Genomic DNA, 20,409 nt, shown 5'->3' on the forward strand with positions numbered 1-20,409 from the left:
AAAAAGCAAATTTTTTACGTTTTTGATAAATTTCTATTTATTTTTAGTTTCACTAAAATATATTACATTTTCTGTCACTTTATGTTAAAATTGACTTAAATATATTATGAAATTAAAAGGGAGATGAAATTATGAAAATAGAAAGACTAAATACAGTTCTTGATAAGATGAGATCAGATAACATAGATCAAATGTTAGTTAGTGATCCTTATGCAATATTCTATTTAACAGGTAAAATGATACATCCAGGGGAAAGATTATTGGCTTTATACTTAAATGTAAATGGAAATCATAAAATGTTTATAAACGAACTATTCCCTGTAACTGAAGATCTAGGTGTTGAAATGGTTTGGTTTAACGATACTCAAAACTCTGTTGAAATCGTTTCTAATAATATAGAAAAAACTGGAACTATAGGTGTTGATAAAAACTGGCCAGCTAAATTCTTATTAGCTTTAATGGATTTATGTAAAGAATGTAAATTTGTTAATTCATCTTATATAGTAGATACTCTAAGATCTTCTAAGGATGAAGAGGAAAAGGATTTAATGAGAAAAGCTTCTGCTTTAAATGATGAAGCTATGAACAGACTAAAAAAATTAGTATCTGCTGAGTTAACAGAAAAGCAACTTGCTAATAAATTATCTGGTATATACGAAGATTTAGGAGCTGATGGTTTCTCATTCTCTCCAATAATAGGATTTGGGCCTACTGGTGCAGACCCTCATGGAACTCCTGGAGATAGAAAAGTTAATGTTGGAGATGCATTAATTCTTGATATAGGTTGTGTAAAAGATCACTACTGCTCTGATATGACTAGAACAGTATTCTATAAAGAAGCTCCAGAGAAAGCTAAAGAAGTATTTGAAATAGTACTTGAAGCTAACAAGAGAGCTATAGCTTTAGTTAAGCCAGGCGTTAGATTCTGCGATATAGATGCAGCTGCTAGAGATTATATAACTGAAAAAGGTTATGGTAAATATTTCACTCATAGAACAGGGCACTCTATAGGTCTTGAGTGTCATGATATGGGAGATGTTTCTTCTGTTAATACTGATTGTGTTGAAGAAGGAATGATATTCTCAGTTGAACCAGGTATATATTTACCAGGTGAGTTTGGAGTTAGAATAGAAGACTTAGTTTTAGTAACTAAAGATGGACATGAAGTTTTAAATAAACATGATAAAGAACTTTGTATAGTAGGATAAATACAAGAAAAAGATGGTAATTTTAAATTACCATCTTTTTATATTTTTATACTAATTATTCCACCTCTTAAAACTTTCGCATCTATTCCAAGCATCTTAGCATAAATCCACATTGTAGGACTTCTTAATCTTCCCTTTGAGCACCCTATAACCACAGGTCGTTCTTTATTGACAGATAAATTAATCAACTGACTTTTTATATATTTTAAATTTTTAATCATTCCATATAATATAACTACCTCTGCCCAAAATAAATGTTTATGTAAAAACTCATGCTCTCTTTTAGTTATTATTTCTATATTGTAATCTAACCTACCATTTTTAAGATATTCTTCTTTAGTCCTAACATCTATGGTTACTTCATTAGATATATCCTTGAAGTCAATTAAATATTTTTTAAATAACAAATTCATAAATTTATCTAGTGTAAATATAAATAATTCCTCCTCTTACTAAAATTAATTTATATTATACCTTCATTTTATACATAGTTAAACTTTATTTATACATTAATGTAAAAAAAGACTAGAATATACATCTAGTCTTTTATATATAATTCAAACTATGCATTTACAAGTTCTACATCCATTGCTCTTGTTAATATATCTTTTACATCTTGGTGTGTTGCTTTTATAGGATTTGTAAGTCCACAAGCATCTTTAAGTGCATTATCAGCTAGTGTATCAAAATCTTTTTCTTTTACACCTAGCTCTTTAAGTCCTGCTGGTATACCTATATCAGAAGATAATTTTCTTATAGCATCTATACAAGCTTTAGCCCCTTCTTCATCACTCATATTTTTAGTATCTACACCCATAAACTTAGCTATATCTTTTAACTTATTGCTACATACCTTAGAGTTAAATACTTGTACCTCTGGAAGAAGTATAGCATTACATACTCCATGTGGTAAATCATAGAAGCCTCCAAGTTGATGAGCTATAGCATGAACATATCCAAGTGAAGCTGAGTTAAATGCCATACCAGCTAAATACTCAGCATAGGCCATCATATCTCTTGCTTCCATATTATTACCATCTTCTACAGCATCTCTTAAGCTATCATTTATAAGTTCTATAGCTTTTTGTGCACATGCATCAGTAACTGGTGTAGCAGCTGTAGATACATAAGCTTCTACTGCATGAGTTAATGCGTCCATTCCAGTTGCTGCAGTTAAAGATTTTGGCATACTAACCATTAATTCTGGATCATTTACTGCAAGTATAGGTGTTACATTTTTATCAACTATAGCCATCTTAACATGTCTTTCTTCATCTGTTATTATAGAGAAGATTGTCATCTCAGATGCTGTTCCAGCTGTTGTATTTATTGATATTAAAGGTAGTTGAGGTTTTGAAGATTTATTTATTCCTTCATAATCCTTTATATTTCCACCATTTGTTGCAACTAAAGCTATTCCTTTTGCACAGTCATGTGGAGACCCTCCTCCATATGATATAACAAAATCACATTCATTTTCTTTTAATATCTCTACCCCATCCATAACATTTGTTACAGTTGGATTTGGTTGAGATCCTGCATAAACTATAAATTCTATATTATTTTCTTCTAAAAGATCTGTTACCCCTTTAAATTCTTCACTTTTAGAAGATCTTTTTCCACAAACTATTAAAGCTTTTTTTAGTCCTCTAGACTTTATTTCCTCTGCTATATTTTTAACACATCCTGGTCCCATTAAACTTATATTTGGCATAAAAAATGCGTAACTCATATAAATTACCCCCTTGATATTATGTATTAATAGTCAAATTTTTGTTTGTTTTTTATTTAACATACCTTTATTATATACCAATTTATCCCACATGTATATACAATTTTATAAATTTCATAATAAAAAAGATACAGTGTAAAAACTTATACACCGTATCCTTTTTTATTCTTCAATTTTATAATCTCCTGATTTTCCACCTGTTTTTTCTAGTAATCTTATATCACCTATAATCATTGACTTGTCAATAGCCTTACACATATCATATATAGTCAACGCTGCTATTGATACACTACTTAGCGCTTCCATCTCTACTCCAGTTTTTCCTATACACTTAGTAGTTGAATATATTTGTATGTAGTTTTCCACTTCATTTATATCAAACTCTAAATCGCATCCAACTAAGTTTATTTGATGACACATGGGTATATTCATAGATGTGTTTTTAGCTCCCATAATTCCAGCCACTTGTGCTACAGACAAAACATCTCCTTTTTTTATACCACCATTTTTAATCCTGTTTATAGTTTCACTACTTAAGTATATTTTACATGTTGCTATAGCTTTTCTAGTTGTATCTATCTTGTCACTTATGTCAACCATCTTAGCATAACCCTTATCATTTATATGTGTAAGCATATTATCCTCCTATTTGGTACATTTTTCTTGTCGTATCACTTTTTTTATTTTCAATCAGTTTATGTTTTTCTGGTTTTACATATATATGTTTTTTCATTACTTCTAAAAATTCATCTTTGTCATTTAAATACGGCTTTATGTTTAACTCCTCCCTTGAGTGTAAACAAAGTTTTAAATTTCCATTTGATGTAATTCTTATCCTATTACAATTACTACAAAAAGAGCAACTCATAGGAGTTATCATACCTACTCTACCTTTATAATTATCTATCTTATAATATGCTGCTACACTTTTATCTTCATTTTTTATAGATTTTAGTCCATGTATTTGCTTCAAATTTTCTTGTACATTAATGTATCCTTTTTCAAATATATCAAGACCTTCTCCCAGAGGCATTAATTCTATAAACCTTACATCTATAGAATTTTCTTTAGTTAATTCTATAAAGTCGTATATTTCATTATCATTTAACCCTTTTATTAAAACGCAATTTATTTTAACTTTAATTCCTATATCTATACATTTGTTAATTGATTTTATTACTTGCTCTAAGTCTCCACATCTAGTTATTTTTTTATATTTATACTTATCTAAAGAATCTATACTGATATTAACTTTTTTTAACCCTTTTTCCTTTAAATTTTCGATTCTATCCATCAGCCCTATTGCATTAGTCGTAATACATATATCACTTATTTCACATTCATTTTTTGTATATTCTATAATATCATCTAAATACGGTGATATCAGTGGCTCTCCACCTGTAAACCTTACTTTTTTTATTCCTAATTTTGAAAGTTGTTTTATGATAAACTTATAGTTATTTAGTGTTAAATTATCATTAATATAATTATTATCTACTGTATTATTCGGCATACAATAAATACATTTTAAATTACATTTATCTGTAAGAGAAATCCTTAAATAATCTATTTCTCTATTATACTTATCTATCATTTGCACACTCCATTGCTTCACCTTTTAATATATCTATACCATGACCTATTGTATCTATAACAAACTCTATACTTTCTACCGCTCCCTTAGGACTTCCTGGTAAATTTATTATCACAGTATTTTTTCTTATTCCACTAACCCCTCTACTTAATATAGCTCTTTTTGTTATATCACAAGATTGCATCCTTATATACTCACTAATCCCTGGAATCTCTCTTTCTATAACTTCTTTTGTAGCTTCTGGTGTTATATCTCTTTTTGAAAATCCTGTACCTCCATTAGTAAGTACCAAATCAATACCACCATTGCAAAGTTTTACAAGCTCTTCTTTTAATATATCTTTATCATCAGGAATCATATTGTAGTATTTAACTCCATATTCGTCTTTATTATTTATAAAATCTGTTAATTTTTGTCCTGTAATATCTTTTCTTAATCCATTAGCCCCTTTATCACTTAAAGTTACTATTGCCACATTATACATACGTTCACCCCTCAAACAATATCTTTGTCTAATTCTATCATATTTCAATGCTATTAGATAGTAATATCACGATTATTATATCAAAAAAACATCCATATATAATACTTTTCTATCATTAAATACGAATGTTTTTTTATTTTAATATTATTTTGTTAGCATTATTTTTTTATTAGTAGCGTCAAGTTTACATAGTACGCCTAGAGGAATGCTTATCATAGGTTTACAATGCCCCGATTGAAGATTGTATAAGCAAGGTTTTTTATATTTTTCAACTCTATCTAGTAATAAATCATATAACTCATAATCATCTTCTTTTTCTTTGTTACAATCTTCAAAATCTCCAAATATAATTCCTTTACAATCTTTAAATTTACCTGCTAATTCAAGTTGCGTTAACATCCTATCCAGTCTATATATATTTTCCCCTACTTCTTCTATAAATAAAATTTTATTTTTCACATCTATCTCATAATCTGTTCCTATAGTGCTTGCTATTAATGACAAGTTCCCACCTATTAGCTTCCCTTCTGCGTAACCTTCAACCAATGTGTACAATTCTTCATTAGTTGGATTTTCTATTATTAATTTTTCATCCATATCTATCATATCCATAAAAGACCTATAAGTAAATTCATCCCAATATGGTGATGTCGAAGCCATAATACCATGATAAGTTACCAAATTGCAATATTGATTAAACGCAATGTGTAGTGCTGTTATATCTGAATATCCTATAAATACCTTAGGATTATCTTTTATAATATTATAATTAATTTTATCAAGTATTCGTGGCGTTCCATATCCTCCTCTTAAGCATAAAATTCCATCTACTTCTTTATCTTTAAACATTAATTCTATATCTTTTGCTCTAATTTCATCTTCACCTGCTAAATATCCTTTATGACTTAAGTAACAAGTTTCTCCCATTTTTACTTTGTATCCAAAACTTTCAATTGTTTTTTTTACATTTTCAAGTTCATCTTTCAAAGATTCCTTGCTTTTAGGTTTATACGGACTAGATGGTGCAATTATCCCTATCGTATCACCCTTATTTAATTTTTTCGGAAATATCATATCTCATTCCCTCCCATTATATAGTTTAAAGATTTAATTACTTTACTATTTTTTATATATACTCTATCTAATCTTCTTGATACTGAACTTAATATCTCATTTCTATTAGTATCACACAAGCTTGCAACCTCTAAAATATTAGGACCTTTTTCTCCATATAAGATAACATCCTTTTCATAATCTTCCTTTTGTAAATTACTTATATCAATCACCATTTGATCCATGCATATTTTTCCAATGATATTACATCTTTTATTATCTATAAAAGCATATCCTCTATTTGATAATATCCTTGGAATCCCATCTGCATATCCACAAGGTAAAATACCTATAGTCATATCATTTAAAGCAACATATGAGTAGTCATATCCTATACCTTCTCCTTTTAGGATATTCTTAACCTGTATAATTTTAGACTTGAATGTTATAGCTTCTTTTAATTTTAAATTTGATGGTCTACTATTATAACCATATATGCTAGCACCTACTCTAACCATATCTAAATGAAAATTTTTATAAGCTACCATACCTATACTATCGCATATATGTTTAATCTGTATTTTTTTAAACTTCTCTATTTCTTCAACTATTGTTTTAAACTTATTAAATTGCTCATAATCAGATTTTTCATTTTTAAGTGCTAAGTGTGAAAAAATACCTTCTATATATAAATTTTTTAAGTTTATTATGTATTTTAGTTTATCTATTGTTTCATTATCTACCTTAAATCCAATTCTATTCATTCCTGTATCTACCTTTATATGAACTTTACCTATAATTTTTAACTCTTTAGAAATATCATCTATTATTTGCGCCTGTTTTATAGAAAATATAGTTATAGTTATATTATTTTTTATAGCAATTTTTAAGTGTTGATCAGGTATGTACCCCATAACTAGAATAGGTATATCTATATCGTTATTTCTAATCTCTAATGCTTCACTTAATGTAGCTACACATATATAGTTTACAATATTTTTATTTATATTTTTGCATATTTCAACAGCTCCATGCCCATATGCATCCCCTTTAACTACTATAGCTAATTTTGTTTTGTCTGATATAAACTTTTTTATCTCTTTTATATTATAATTTATATTATCTAAATTCACCTCAATATAGGTAGGTCTTAATAAATTCATATACTTCTCCTTTTGTATTTATTTATTACTATTTATCTTTATAGTAATTAGTATGTATATTTTAAAATTTAAATAACTATATCTATATATATGAAGATATATAAATTTAGTTAACTTTATATGTTAATTAATATAATCTACTATATTATGGAGGTATATAATGAAAGTATATATAAGTGCTGATATCGAAGGTACATGCGGAATTGTTAATTGGGATGAAACTAATCTAGAATCAACTTGTGGACAATATCATAGAAATCAAATGTCTAAAGAAGTATGTTCAGCTTGCGAAGGTTCTAATGATTGTAATTGTGAATATATATTGGTCAAAGATTCTCATGATAGTGCTAGAAATATTAATCCATCTTTACTTCCTGAAAATACGCATTTATTAAGAGGTTGGACTAATAACCCACTAATAATGATGTCTGGATTAACAGAAAATTTTGATGCAACACTCTTTGTAGGCTACCATAGTGGAAGTTCTGAATCCGGAAATCCATTGTCACATACTATGAGTACGAAGTATGATTATATTAAAATAAATGAAGAAATTGCAACTGAATTTTTAATAAATGCTTATACTAGTGCTTATTATAACGTACCTGTAGCATTTTTAAGTGGCGATGAAATGCTTTGTGAAAATGCTAAAAAATTAAACCCTAATATAGTAGCTGTACCAGTATCTAAAGGTATAGGAGATGCTTCTATATCTATACATCCAAATACAGCTATAAAAAATATAAGAAATGGAGTTAAGCAAGCACTATCAGGAGATATTTCAAGGCATCTAATTAAACTTCCTAATTCATTCAATATAGAAATCAAATTCAAAAACCACAAAGATGCTTATAAAGCTTATTTTTATCCTAATGTCAAACTTATAAACAATCAAACAATCTTCTTTAAAACCAATGACTACTATGAGTTTTTGAGAATGTTTTTATTTATATAACTAAGTTATTAAGGATAATATTTTTAATATTATCCTTAATAACTCTTTTCTCTAATTATATCATCTATCATCTCTTTTATAGATTTTTTATCAGATAAATCTACCTTTTCTTCAAAACCTTTTAATATATTTATATCCTCTTGTGTAAAATCTGATTTATTCTTATTTTCTATATATTTTTTAAGTGTTTTCATCATAATTTTATCAACCAGATTAAGTGATTTATATTCAAACTCACCCTGTAAGTTGTATATTTTAAAATTGTTTTTTTCTAATTCATAAAAGTTATTTTTTATTAAATTAATCCTTCTTTCTTCATTTATAGCTTCCATTCCTACAGTAAAAATATATAATTCTTTATCTTTAATTTTTTCATAATTATCTATTATGAATTTTATTCCATTAATTTTACCTCTATATATTCCTCCCCCAAATATTATAGTGTCATATTCAAGTAAATGCTTTGGTCTTATATCTGTTACTTCATATAAATCAGCATCTAATTTTAAAGTTATCCATCCTGCATATTTTTTTGTACAACCATACTTGGTTTTATATATAACTGCAATTTTTTTACTCATCTAAACACCTCTATAATAAAAATTATTTTTATTTATACTATATATTTATATGACTTATCTCTTAATTTTCCTTTATTTTAACTCTGATTTAATATAAAATAAAAGGAAAAGGACTATCTCTTTATAATAGTCCTTTTCCTTTTATTTTTATTTTGAGTATTTTATTACTATATCTTTCATTTCATCCATTTTTTCTTCCATATCTCTAACTAATTTAAATTGATTTCTAGCCCTATCTAAATTATGATTTTCTCTTTGTATTTTGAAGTATACATCCCCATTTATATAATCCATTAAAAATCTCATTCCACACTCAAAAGTCATAAGTTTAGCTCCAAATGCAAGATTATCAATTTCAATTTTATTTAAAGAATCTTTAGTTTCTTCTAAAAATCCTTTTACAAAGTTTTCATATAAATTAATATCAAATCTAACCTTACTTAAATCAGTTTCATCTTCTAAAGCTGTAGTAGCTCCCGAACGTATAGAGTCTCCAAAATCATATGCTGTTAACCCTGGCATAACTGTATCTAAATCAATTACAGCTATAGCTTCATCAGTTTCTTCATCTATCATTATATTATTAAACTTCGTATCATTATGAGTAACTCTCAAAGGTATATCTCCAGAGTAAATAAGATTAACTAAAACCTCACAATCATTTTTTCTTTTTAGAACAAAATCAATGTCTTCTTTAACTGCATCTACTCTTTTATGCGGATCTTCTTCTATCACACCTAAAAAATCTTCATATCTTTTCTTAGTATTATGAAAATCCTTTATTGTTTCATATAGTTTCTTAACTTCAAAATCTGCTAATTGTTTTTGGAATTTTCCTAATGCTTTACCACACTTGTACATGTGTATAGGTTCTTCAACCATTTGATACGTTTTAGCATTTGTTATATATATAAATGCTCTAAAACAATCATTATCTTTGGTTCTATAGTAATTTTTATTGTCTTTAGTTTTTATTATATTTAAAGTTTCTCTAAATATATCTCCATCTTCACTTTTAACTTTTACTTTTATATGATTAGTTACATTTTCTATATTATCCATAAGTTCATCAGGATTTTGAAAAATATTTGTATTTATTTTTTGTAATATATACTTAATTTCTTCTTTATTTTCTTTTTTAAAAGTTAATATATATGTGTCATTTATATGACCACATATATGACTTTGAGCCTCTATAAATTCCCCTTCAAAATTAAATTTATCAACTATATTTTTAAAATCATAGACCTTAGACATATTATTCCTCCCACAATTTATCTGGATAAAACCTTCCCATTAAATTACTTATATTTTTACATACATTTTCTTTGTCTTCTTTGTATGTAACTCCATACCATTGCTCATTAGATACTAATACTTTAACATTTGCCTTATTTTTCTTTATCATATTATCAACAACCGATGGTATGTAAAATTCTGATTTTAAAGCATCTTTATCTATATTGTTTAAAAATAACTTAAATTCATTTTCTAATTCTTCAAATATAGTTGGTTTAAATCCCCATATATTCATCGATACAATACTATCTTTTTTTATATTCACCCATAAATTGTCATCTTCTGTATATTTAGTTGTACTTCCAATTTTTTTAATTTTTGTTCTTTCTGTTATAGATACTAAGTTTCTATTCTTATCTATTTCACATATTCCTCTTGCAACAGTTCCATTTTCTGTCAATGTGTTTTCAAGTACAAATCCTACCATTGTGTAATCATATTCATTTGTATTACTCATTAGATAATCATAAATTAATTTATAAGTGCTTTGTCCATAAAAATCATCAGCATTTATAACGGCAAAAGGTCCATCTATAATATTTTTACAGCAATATATTGCATGTCCAGTTCCCCAAGGTTTCACTCTATCTTTAGGTATGCAAAAGTTTTTTGGTATTCCAAAATTTATATCTTGAAACACATATTCAGTTTCTATTACTTTTTCTATTTTTTTACCAATTTTTTCTCGGAATATTTCTTTAAGTTCTTCCTTAATTACAAATACTACTTTAGAAAATCCTGCTTTAATTGCATCATATACAGAATACTCTATTATAATTTCACCATTTGGTCCTATTGGATCTATTTGTTTTAATCCCCCATATCTACTACCCATTCCTGCAGCCATAACTACTAACGCGGGTTTTGTCATAATACTTCCCCTCTCTATAAAAACGTTGTCCACATATAAGTTATTATATTATATGCTAGCGAAATAATCTATAATATTATATTAATATTCTCTATTTTCTGTTACCTATATTTTATATATCTCTTATTTTAATTTCGTAATATTTAAATTTATCTAAAAATAAAATAAGTCATATCAAAATATTCAATATGACTTATTTATATAAAAATTTATTCAACTTCATTAAGTTCAAGTATTTCTTTTGATTTAAATAAAAATGATAGTTTTGTTTCTGCACATATTATTGCCATAAATATCAATATACTTCCTAAAATCATTCTTAATGTTATTACTTCTTTAGCTATTATAACTGAAAACATCATACCAAATATAGCTTCTGTTGATAATAATATAGCTGTTTTAGTTCCATCAACCTTTGTTTGACATATAGTCTGGCCTAGGAAACAAATTGTAGTATTAAATACACCTAAAAATATTATAGATGTAACTGTTGAATTATTTATTGGTGTATTAGTTTCTCCAACTAATATTTGAAGTATCACCGATAGTATAAAAGCTGTAGTCATTTGAATACATGTAAGTATTACTGGATCATGCTTTTTAGTAAATTCACTTGTAAAAAATATATGCATAGCAAACCCTATAGCACAAACTAAAGTTAAACTATCTCCAAAACTTATACTAAAATCCGATTTCAAAGATATAATTCCAATACCTATAAGTGCAATCAAACTACTTATAATTCCTATTTTATCTATTTTTCTTTTATATAAAATACATCCTACAAATGGAACCATAACCACATTGGCCGCTGTTAAAAATGCGCTTTTTGATGATGTTGTATACTTTAATCCAAATGTTTGAAAAGAAAATGCAATAAATAAAAATATACCTAAAATCACCCCTGCAATAATATCTTCCTTATTTACATTTTTAACTTTTTTAAAAAATATAGTATTTAGTAAAAAAGCTCCTATAAAAAATCTACCTGTCATCAATTGAAATGGTGTAAGTCCATGTGATAATCCTAATTGAGTAGCTACAAATCCACTCCCCCAGATTAATGAAACTAAAATTAACCCTATTTCTCCACTATACTTTTTTATAGCAATCCCCTCCCCCTTTTATTTATTCAATCATATTATATTCTTTATTATCTCTTTTTTCTACACTTTATGTAATGTTTATTTTCCTAAATTTTCACAAAAATATAAATATTCATTCTTAAGTATATTTATATTTTTACTGTTCATGTTTTTGACCTATCTAATATTTTAAAAAATATAAAAAATTCTACGAAAAAGCAAATATATTTACAAGCTTTTTGAGTGGTGATAATATCTACTTATTAAATAATATACATATTTTAGGGAGATGTTTACAATGAAATTTAAAGAAGAAGTAAAACATATAGAAGATGAGTTAAAAAAAGACTTAGAAGGTTTAAAATATGAACATGAAAGTAGAAAAGAGTATAAGAAAGAAGAACATGAAGAACATAAATTTGCTAAAGAATTAAAACACCAAATGAAGGAAGAAGATAAAGAATTAAAAAAAGAAAGCAAAGAAGACGCTAAAGAAATAGATAAAGAAATAAGAAAAGAAGAATCTGAAGAACATAAATTTGCTAAAGAATTAAAGCATCAAATGAAAAAAGAAGATAGAGAGTTAGAAAAAGAAAGTAAAGAAGAGTCTAAAGAAATAGATAAAGAAATAAGAAAAGAAGAATCTGAAGAACATAAATTCGCTAAAGAATTGAAGCATCAAATGAAAAAAGAAGATAAAGAATTAGAAAAAGAAGAAAAAAAAATAATAAAAGAAACTGAAAAAGAAATAAAAGCAATGGATAAAGAAATAAAAAAAGAACTAAAAGACTTAAATAAATAATATTAAAAGTGCATGTATATAATATATGCACTTTTTGTAGTTTGAAAAAACTTTTTAGTCTAATTACCTATATATTGAATGTTTTCATACTAATTTGTTTTATATTATAAAATATATTAAAAAGGAAATACCTTTTCTCTCCTAGAATTATTTTATCCAAGGTCTTATCAGGAGGATAAATATAATGAAAATAAATATTGTTATTATTTTACTTATTTCTTGTACTTTAGTTGTTGGATGCAATACTATTAACCCTAAAATACAAGAAGTTAAACAAAGTTCTAAAGTTGAGGAATCTAAAATTCATAAAAAAGTACTACCGTTAGAAGTAGCCTACCTAGACAATTCATTATTTCCTAGTTTATCTTTAATAAACTCAGATATAAAAAACATACTATTTCAAAATAATTACACAACACTAGAAGGAATTACTACTTTTAGAGGTAATCACCTTAGAAACTCACCTTCATTTGGAAAAACCTCATTAAAATCAAAAAAATTATCAAATTCATGGGAGTTTATTACATCTAGCAGCTCTTGGGGTGGCGGCGCCGGCTGGACAGGTCAACCTGCTATAATAAAATGGCCAAAACAACTTAGGGAAAATATGAATATAAAAGATTCATTTAAATACAAAGATAATTTTACAGAAGTTATATATGCATCACTTGATGGTAATATATATTTTATAGATCTTGAAACAGGTCAAGAAAGTAGAGAAAAAATAAATGTCGGAAATCCTATTAAAGGTAGTGTCAGTGTAGACCCAAGAGGAATTCCCCTTTTATATGTAGGTGAAGGAATAAATGAAAATTCTGCTGTTGGTTTTAATATTTATAGTTTAATAGATGGGAAAAAATTATATGAACTGGATGGCAAAGATTCTTTTGCGGATAGAGGTTGGCCTGCTTTTGATTCTTGTGCTATTGTAAACCCCGAAAGCGATAGTATTATAATTGGTGGAGAAAATGGAGTTTTATATATAATTAAATTAAATTCTAAATATGATATTAATTCAAATATAATTTCTATAAATCCTGAAATCAATAAATATAAGTATACCTCTCCTAATTCTAACGGACGTTTAGGTATAGAAAATTCCATCGCTACCTATGGTAACCTTGCTTATTTCGCAGATAACAACGGAATAATTCAATGTATAGATTTAAACACATTAAAACCTGTTTGGTATCTTGATGGTTTAGATGATATAGATGCTACACTTACAATAGATGTTGTTGATGATATTCCTTATATTTATTGTGGAAATGAAGTTGATCACCAAGGTAGTTCTGGTCTTGTTAAAATCAAAAAAATTAATGGGGTAACTGGAGAATTAGTTTGGGAAAACGAATTTGCCTGTGAGTCATTATTAGGTAAAAAACCTGTTAATGGAGGTCTCATGTCAACCAACATTATAGGTAAAAATAAGTTAAGTGATACAGTTATATTTTCGCTAGCTAGGTATAAGGGTTTTAATAAAGGAGGTATTTTAGCTCTTGATAAAAATACAGGTAATGTTAAATGGGAACTAATTTTAGATAATTATATGTGGTCTTCTCCTGTTGATATATACGATGAAAATGGTAATGGATATATACTTCAAGGCGACTCTGCTGGGAATCTTCATTTAATAGATGCCTCTAATGGTTCTATTTTAGATACAATAACATTAAACGGAAATATAGAAAGTTCTCCCGCTGTATTTAATAATAAGTTGGTAGTTGCAACTAGAAATAACACTATATATTCAATAGATATAAATTAAATCAATTTTTAACTTAAAACTTGTACTAATTCTCCTTTATATTATATATATATTAATATTGAAATTTTTCTATTTCTATTAACATGGAGGATTTATATGAATTTAACTTTTATACTTATGACTTCTTTTGCATTAGCTATGGATGCATTTACTGTTTCTCTTTCTAAAGGTATGAGCATACGTAAAATAGACCTAAAGCTAGCATTTAAAATCAGCTTTTCTTTTGGTCTATTTCAGGGATTAATGCCTCTTATTGGTTGGAGTGCTGGTATTAATTTTTCTGATTATATAAAATCTATAGATCATATTGTAGCATTAGTAATTTTATGTTTTTTAGGTTTACAAATGATTTTTTCAAAAGATACTGACTCTAAAAACTCAAATCTAAATAACTTAGATATTTTTATTTTGTCAATAGCTACTAGTGTAGACGCACTTGCTGTTGGGGTAAGTTTTGCTTTTTTAAATATTCCTATAATTCCTATTGTTACATCCATAAGTATTGTAACTTTTTTACTTTGTTTTTTAGGAGTATCATTAGGTAATAAGATAAGCTTATTCTTTGGGGATTTAGCTAAATTTATAGGTGGAGTTTTACTTATATTAATCGGATTTAATATTTTTAATCAACATACAGGATTCATAAACTATTTTTTTTGATTCAGTAAATTAAAAGCTATTTAAATAAATTTATTTAAATAGCTTTTAATTATTGTCTCCTATATTTAAACTTTTTATACTTTTATAGTATATTCCTTTGTTTTTTATTAAATCTTCATGTGTTCCATACTCTACTACTTTTCCTTTATCTATAACCATTATATTGTCACAATACCTTATAGTACTAAGCCTATGTGCTATTATTATACTAGTTCTACCCTTCATCACAACTTTTATGGCCTCTTGAACTCTCTTTTCTGTATGAGTATCTATACTACTAGTAGCTTCATCTAATATTAAAATTGATGGGTTTTTCAATATAGCTCTAGCTATACTAATCAATTGTTTTTGCCCTTCACTTAAACTATTTCCACACTCGTATATATAAGTATCATATTTATTTTTCAATTTAATTATAGAACCATGTATATTTACCAATTTGCAACACTCTATAACTTCTTTATCACTCGCATCTAGTTTAGAGTATCTTATGTTATCCATTATACTTCCATTAAATAAGTATATATCTTGAGACACTACTGATATATATTCATTTAAATTTTTTTTATCATATTTTTTAATATCTTCACCATCTATCAATATCTTCCCACTATACGTATCATATAGGCTATTTATTAAGTTTATAATAGTTGTTTTTCCACTTCCGGTAGTTCCTACTATAGCATTGCTAGTACCTTCTTTTATTTTAAAGTTTATCCCGTTTAATACATACTTATCATTTTCATCGTATTTAAAATATACATTTTCAAATTCTATATTTCCATTTATATCTATTGGTTTTATTGATTTTATTGAAGTATTTTCTTTTATATTTTCATCTATAACTTCAAATACTCTTTCACACCCTGCTATAGATAATTGAAATGTATTAAATAGATTTGCAAGTTCATTAAGAGGTCTTGTAAATTGTTTTGTATAACTTAAGAATGTTGTTATTGTTCCTACCGTTATAATATTTTCAATTGCCAGATAAGATCCTAATATAGATATTAATATGAATGCAATATTACTAATTACATTCATCATTGGCATAAGTAAAGAACTATATATTTGAGCTTTTAATGAACTATCTAATAGTTTATCATTTATTTTATAAAATTTTTCAATACATTCATCCTCATAATTAAATGATTTTATTATATTTATATTATTTATACTTTCTTCTATATGTGTATTTAAAATTCCCAAGTTAATTTGCTGCTTTTTAAAATACCCTTTACTTCTATTGGCAATGTACTTACTTAGCAAAATAACTAAAGGCATTGTTATTATGCTAACTATAGTTAGTTCTAGACTTAATATACTCATCATTGTTATAGTCCCAACAATGGTTATTATAGCACTTATTATCTGTATCATAGAACTTGATACTCCACTGCTTATACTATCTATATCATTAGTCATCCTGCTCATTAAATCTCCTTTATGATGAGTATCAAAATAATACATAGGTAATAATTGTAATTTCTTAAATATATCTATTCTTATATTTTTTATAACTCTTTGAGATATATTAATCACTACAAATTCCTTACATATATTAACTAGACCATCTATAATATATAAGCTTAATAAAATTATTATTATAATATTTAATTGAGACAGGTTGCTACTTGATGAGTCTATTATATCTATGCTTTTACCAATTAATATAGGTATAAATACTATTATTAAGCTATTAATTAAAATCATTATACTTAATAAAATTAGTATTTTTTTTTCTTCTTTAAAATAGCGTATTAATCTTAATACAGTTTTCTTTAAATTTTTTGGTTTTTTCTTAGGCCCAAATCTAGATTCTAATTTACTTTTCATTTAAATGCAACTCCTTAATATGTATTCATCTGAGATTCATATATCTCTTTATATAAATCACAAGATTTTATTAAGTTTTTATGCTTATCAAACCCAACTATTCGTCCGTTGTCTATTACCATAATTTTATCCATATTTATAATTGAATTTATTTTTTGAGATATTAGTATGTAAGTTGTATCTTTTATATGGTTAGTTATGTTTTCTCTTATTTTATTTTCAGTTTTTACATCCATTGCGCTAAATGAATCATCTAATATAATTATCTTCGGTTTTTTTATTAATGCTCTGGCTATACACAACCTTTGCTTTTGACCTCCTGATAAATTTTTTCCATTTTCTCCTATAATATGATTGTATTGTTTTTCAAACTGATTTATAAATTCGTCACATTCACATATACTGCAAATATTCATAATTTCTTCTATTGTTGCATTTTTATTTCCAATTTTTATATTATTTATTATAGTATCATTAAATAGTATGCTTTTTTGAGGAACAAGCCCTATATACTCTCTTAAATTTTTAGAATTTAGTTTATTTATATCAATATTATCTATTTTTACAATACCTTCATTAATATTATAAAATTTAGATATTAAATTTATTAAAGTAGTTTTTCCACTTGCAGTTGATCCTATTATTCCTATACTTTCTCCTTTGTTTATCTTAAAACTTACATTTTTTAAAACAATGTCATTTGTATTGTACGAAAAATTAACATCTGCAAACTCTATATTACCTTTAATATTTAAATTTATATTTGATTTAATTTCTTTATTTTCTTTATTTAAAACCTCTCTTATTCTATCACTTGAAGCTTTAGCTCTTATAAAAACATTAAATATATGAGATATCATTAATAAAGATGTTAATATTCTGCCTATATAGTTTATATATGCTACTATAATACCTATTTCAATTTCTCCATTAAAAAACATTCTAGAACCTACATATATAACGATTATAATTATTATATTTGCTATTAATGTTATTGTAGGCCTAAATAACGAGCTTATTTTCATAGCTTTCGCTGTAGAAATAAGCAATTTATCGTTAATATTTTCAAATTTATCATACTCGTAGTCATATCGATTAAATAATTTAACTATGCGTATATTTTCTAAATACTCTTTTATACTTGAGTTTAAATCATCTAAAGATTTCTGTACTTTTCTAAAAAATGGAGTCCCTATTTTAAAATTTATAATTATTATTAAAAATATAGTTATTATCCCTATTAATAAAACTACAGAAAGCTTTAAGTTAAGCCTCATTGCTAATATAAAACTTCCTATACATAAAATAGGAGCTTTTATTATTATACGCATAAGCCCATTTACAAATTGTTGTATTTGAGTAACATCATTTGTAATTCTTGTTATAAGTGATGCTCTTGTTATTTCATCTATATCTTCAAAACAATATGTATTTATATGCTTAAATAAATCATTTCTTAAATCTCTTGCAAATCGTTGAGATACATTGGTTGATATTATACATCTTAATATAGCAAATATAGCTCCAATAACAGCTACTCCTATCATTAAACCTGCTTTTTCAATTAAAAAGTTTATATCTTTATATTTTATTCCAACATCTATTATCTGAGATAATATAGTAGGCTGTAGTAGGTCACAAATAGATTCTACTGAAACTAAAATAATTCCTATAATAAATAGTTTTAAATATTTTATTATATATTTTTTAAAATATATCAATTTATCACCTCCTAATTATATTTATATTAAACATATCATACTTTTTATTATATCCAACTTATATATTCTAATAATTTTAATGTAAAACGCCTTTAATTTATTAGTTTTAGGCATAAAAATAAAGTTACCTCATTTACAACGAGATAACTTTATTTTTTATTGTTAGATATATAATGTCCAATCCATATTCCAAGAGCTAATGTAAGAATAATAGTAAAATTTATTTTAGTAAATAGTATTCCTGCTAATACTCCTATTGCTATTCCAACAATCATAGAATTATTTTTCATACATCCCCTCCTAATAGCCTATATTATAGAGTATGTATAAATTTAATAATAAGTTAATATTTTATTTTAAATATTATAAAAAATATATTATTATTCCAACCAAAATAGCTGGTATAGTAGTTATTATTGTAGCCCACATAGCTGATTTTTTATCCATTGCAAGCAATGGGAATAATGCATCTCCATCTTGAGATATAGTATTTGCTACTAAAGCTGCAAATGGAAGACTTCCTTTTAAGTAAAATGACATTACTACAATTTGTATACCACATCCTGGTACTATTCCTAAAGCCGCCCCTGCAAATACACTTAAAACACCTGCTCCAAGTACTAATTTTACTAAAGCTTCTTCTCCTCCAACAAAGTATATTACAATATCATAGAATATATAAGCTATAAATATCCATACAATTACAAAAGAAATTTCACTTACAGAATGTATAATAGTTTCTTTTAATGACATTAGTTTATGTTCATTTTCTTCAAAGTTCTCATTTTCTAAAACTTTTTTAGTCATTATCATGTATACAAATGAGCATACAATACCTACTATCGCTATAACTTCTTCAAATGAATGCATAGCTTCTATAAATCCAAACTCTAACCCTGAGTGAGCTAATACCATAAATATAAATCCACTTATAAGTAAAAATAAATATATTTTATATCCTACCCCATGAACTATTTCATGAGATATATGATAAAACTTATTATGAACCTTTATGTCACATGCATTAGCACTGCTTGATCTTAAGCCTACAGCTTTTTCTTTAGTATTTACTCTTTTTTTATGTTTATGTAATTCTAGCCTTTGCTCTACTTTAAAACCATCCACTAAGTATCCAGTTATTATCCCTACTATAAAACTTATTACTGTTATAACTATATATGCTTTAAAATCGCTAGTCATCATTAAAAATGCACTATCTCCCATACTAGCTATTAAACTTGCTATTATAGTTCCAAAAGTAACTTTATTGCTCATAAATAGAGGCATTAAAACTATACTACCTCCACATCCTGGAAGAGCTCCTAATAACGCTCCTAATATAGGCTGTATGTTTTTATTCCTACTTATTACGTCTATAAAACTACCGCTCGTTTTATAGTTTATATATCCAAATAGTAATATCGATATACTAACTAAAGATCCCACATGTAAAAAGGTTTCTTCTGCACTATTGATCAATATGTCCATATGCATTCCTCCTTAAATTTTGTATTTAGATTATACCATCACATTTTTCATTTGTAAATGATTTTCTTTTTCATTTGTTTTCATTTAATCTAATTTAATTTATGTCCAA

The 20,409-nt window shown here is 26.2% G+C and carries 20 protein-coding genes; 5 read left to right on the forward strand and 15 right to left on the reverse strand.

Annotated elements, in window-relative coordinates:
- Positions 1–131 precede the first annotated feature (131 nt).
- On the forward strand, positions 132–1,208 hold the full coding sequence (locus tag ACEXNK_RS01390) for a M24 family metallopeptidase (protein WP_373600918.1): 1,077 nt from the start codon (positions 132–134) through the stop codon (positions 1,206–1,208).
- 38 nt (positions 1,209–1,246) lie between these two features.
- Here the strand turns inward: ACEXNK_RS01390 and ACEXNK_RS01395 are convergent, their stop codons facing one another.
- The 7 genes from ACEXNK_RS01395 to alr all read right to left on the reverse strand — a co-directional run bounded on the left by ACEXNK_RS01395 (position 1,247) and on the right by alr (position 7,234).
- Positions 1,247–1,621 carry a rhodanese-like domain-containing protein gene (locus ACEXNK_RS01395; RefSeq protein WP_373600917.1) on the reverse strand — a complete coding sequence of 125 codons (375 nt, stop codon included), beginning with the start codon at positions 1,619–1,621 and terminating at the stop codon, positions 1,247–1,249.
- A 149-nt stretch (positions 1,622–1,770) separates the two neighbouring features.
- Positions 1,771–2,940 carry an L-threonine dehydrogenase gene (gene yiaY / locus ACEXNK_RS01400; RefSeq protein WP_373600916.1) on the reverse strand — a complete coding sequence of 390 codons (1,170 nt, stop codon included), beginning with the start codon at positions 2,938–2,940 and terminating at the stop codon, positions 1,771–1,773.
- 162 nt (positions 2,941–3,102) lie between these two features.
- Entirely contained in the window at positions 3,103–3,576 is a 474-nt protein-coding gene (gene moaC, locus ACEXNK_RS01405; RefSeq protein WP_373600915.1) for a cyclic pyranopterin monophosphate synthase MoaC, read from the reverse strand.
- A 1-nt stretch (position 3,577) separates the two neighbouring features.
- Complete coding sequence (moaA, locus tag ACEXNK_RS01410) at positions 3,578–4,534, reverse strand: GTP 3',8-cyclase MoaA (protein WP_373600914.1); 957 nt, start codon at positions 4,532–4,534, stop codon at positions 3,578–3,580.
- Positions 4,524–5,018, reverse strand: coding sequence for a MogA/MoaB family molybdenum cofactor biosynthesis protein (locus ACEXNK_RS01415; RefSeq protein WP_373600913.1), 495 nt, complete (start codon positions 5,016–5,018; stop codon positions 4,524–4,526). Before ACEXNK_RS01415 ends, moaA begins: the two co-directional genes overlap by 11 nt.
- A 144-nt stretch (positions 5,019–5,162) precedes the next feature.
- Positions 5,163–6,092, reverse strand: a complete 930-nt coding sequence (locus ACEXNK_RS01420) for a S66 peptidase family protein (protein WP_373600912.1) — start codon at positions 6,090–6,092, stop codon at positions 5,163–5,165.
- Positions 6,089–7,234 carry an alanine racemase gene (alr, locus tag ACEXNK_RS01425; protein WP_373600911.1) on the reverse strand — a complete coding sequence of 382 codons (1,146 nt, stop codon included), beginning with the start codon at positions 7,232–7,234 and terminating at the stop codon, positions 6,089–6,091. The genes ACEXNK_RS01420 and alr overlap by 4 nt, the downstream gene beginning before the upstream one ends.
- A gap of 160 nt (positions 7,235–7,394) precedes the next feature.
- Between alr and ACEXNK_RS01430 the strand changes: the two genes are divergently transcribed.
- Positions 7,395–8,189, forward strand: coding sequence for a M55 family metallopeptidase (locus tag ACEXNK_RS01430; protein ID WP_373600910.1), 795 nt, complete (start codon positions 7,395–7,397; stop codon positions 8,187–8,189).
- Positions 8,190–8,224: 35 nt separating this feature from the next.
- Here ACEXNK_RS01430 and ACEXNK_RS01435 read toward each other — a convergent pair whose 3' ends face one another.
- The 4 genes from ACEXNK_RS01435 to ACEXNK_RS01450 all read right to left on the reverse strand — a co-directional run bounded on the left by ACEXNK_RS01435 (position 8,225) and on the right by ACEXNK_RS01450 (position 12,052).
- Positions 8,225–8,770 carry a flavodoxin domain-containing protein gene (locus ACEXNK_RS01435; RefSeq protein ID WP_373600909.1) on the reverse strand — a complete coding sequence of 182 codons (546 nt, stop codon included), beginning with the start codon at positions 8,768–8,770 and terminating at the stop codon, positions 8,225–8,227.
- 147 nt (positions 8,771–8,917) lie between these two features.
- The gene (locus ACEXNK_RS01440; protein ID WP_373600908.1) at positions 8,918–10,027 is read right to left on the reverse strand and encodes a phosphotransferase; all 1,110 of its coding nucleotides are present in this window, start codon (positions 10,025–10,027) and stop codon (positions 8,918–8,920) included.
- A gap of 1 nt (position 10,028) precedes the next feature.
- Positions 10,029–10,940, reverse strand: a complete 912-nt coding sequence (locus tag ACEXNK_RS01445; protein WP_373600907.1) for a nucleotidyltransferase family protein — start codon at positions 10,938–10,940, stop codon at positions 10,029–10,031.
- Positions 10,941–11,149: 209 nt separating this feature from the next.
- Positions 11,150–12,052, reverse strand: a complete 903-nt coding sequence (locus ACEXNK_RS01450; protein ID WP_373601555.1) for a DMT family transporter — start codon at positions 12,050–12,052, stop codon at positions 11,150–11,152.
- A 271-nt stretch (positions 12,053–12,323) separates the two neighbouring features.
- On the opposite strand from ACEXNK_RS01450, the gene ACEXNK_RS01455 reads away from it, so the two are divergent.
- From ACEXNK_RS01455 to ACEXNK_RS01465, 3 genes are all read left to right on the forward strand, one after another.
- Positions 12,324–12,827, forward strand: coding sequence for a hypothetical protein (locus tag ACEXNK_RS01455; protein WP_373600906.1), 504 nt, complete (start codon positions 12,324–12,326; stop codon positions 12,825–12,827).
- Positions 12,828–13,011: 184 nt separating this feature from the next.
- Complete coding sequence (locus ACEXNK_RS01460; RefSeq protein WP_373600905.1) at positions 13,012–14,595, forward strand: outer membrane protein assembly factor BamB family protein; 1,584 nt, start codon at positions 13,012–13,014, stop codon at positions 14,593–14,595.
- A gap of 96 nt (positions 14,596–14,691) precedes the next feature.
- Complete coding sequence (locus ACEXNK_RS01465; RefSeq protein ID WP_373600904.1) at positions 14,692–15,255, forward strand: manganese efflux pump MntP; 564 nt, start codon at positions 14,692–14,694, stop codon at positions 15,253–15,255.
- Between the two features lie 45 nt (positions 15,256–15,300).
- On the opposite strand, the gene ACEXNK_RS01470 is transcribed toward ACEXNK_RS01465, so the two are convergent.
- The 4 genes from ACEXNK_RS01470 to ACEXNK_RS01485 form a co-directional block, all read right to left on the reverse strand.
- A complete protein-coding gene (locus ACEXNK_RS01470) occupies positions 15,301–17,091 on the reverse strand; it encodes an ABC transporter ATP-binding protein (protein ID WP_373600903.1) in 1,791 nt (596 codons plus the stop codon).
- Positions 17,092–17,105: 14 nt separating this feature from the next.
- Positions 17,106–18,812, reverse strand: a complete 1,707-nt coding sequence (locus ACEXNK_RS01475) for an ABC transporter ATP-binding protein (RefSeq protein WP_373600902.1) — start codon at positions 18,810–18,812, stop codon at positions 17,106–17,108.
- Positions 18,813–18,961: 149 nt separating this feature from the next.
- Complete coding sequence (locus ACEXNK_RS01480) at positions 18,962–19,102, reverse strand: hypothetical protein (protein ID WP_373600901.1); 141 nt, start codon at positions 19,100–19,102, stop codon at positions 18,962–18,964.
- Between the two features lie 73 nt (positions 19,103–19,175).
- Entirely contained in the window at positions 19,176–20,300 is a 1,125-nt protein-coding gene (locus ACEXNK_RS01485; RefSeq protein WP_373600900.1) for a putative manganese transporter, read from the reverse strand.
- Positions 20,301–20,409 lie beyond the last annotated feature (109 nt).

This window comes from Paraclostridium bifermentans, assembly GCF_964259345.1.
GTDB classification, from domain to species: domain Bacteria; phylum Bacillota; class Clostridia; order Peptostreptococcales; family Peptostreptococcaceae; genus Paraclostridium; species Paraclostridium bifermentans_B.